Here is a 287-nt window from a genome sequence, read left to right on the forward strand (position 1 = left end):
CGCTCCTCCCCCGAGAGTTCGCCCCGCCACGGCGGCGGCGATGCGGCGGCTGAGCCGCACGTCCCCGTCCTCCTCCCGGAAGTCGTCGACACGCTCGGCACCGCGGGCGGGATCGCGGTCGACGGCACGTTCGGTGCCGGCGGCTACACCCGCGCGCTCCTCGCGGCGGATCCGGCCCTGCAGGTCGCCGCGATCGATCGTGACCCCACGGCCATCGCGGGCGGACAGGCGCTCGTCGCGGAGTCCGGCGGGCGCCTGCGCCTCCTCTCCGGCCGCTTCGGCGACCT

1 protein-coding gene is annotated in these 287 nt (G+C 77.4%); it reads left to right on the top strand.

Annotated elements, in window-relative coordinates:
- Positions 1–287 (top strand): 16S rRNA (cytosine(1402)-N(4))-methyltransferase (gene mraW / locus ACLBYB_RS33340; protein WP_447701442.1); only part of this gene is annotated, 287 nt, incomplete at both ends.

The sequence above is a fragment of the Methylobacterium sp. D54C genome, from assembly GCF_053345595.1.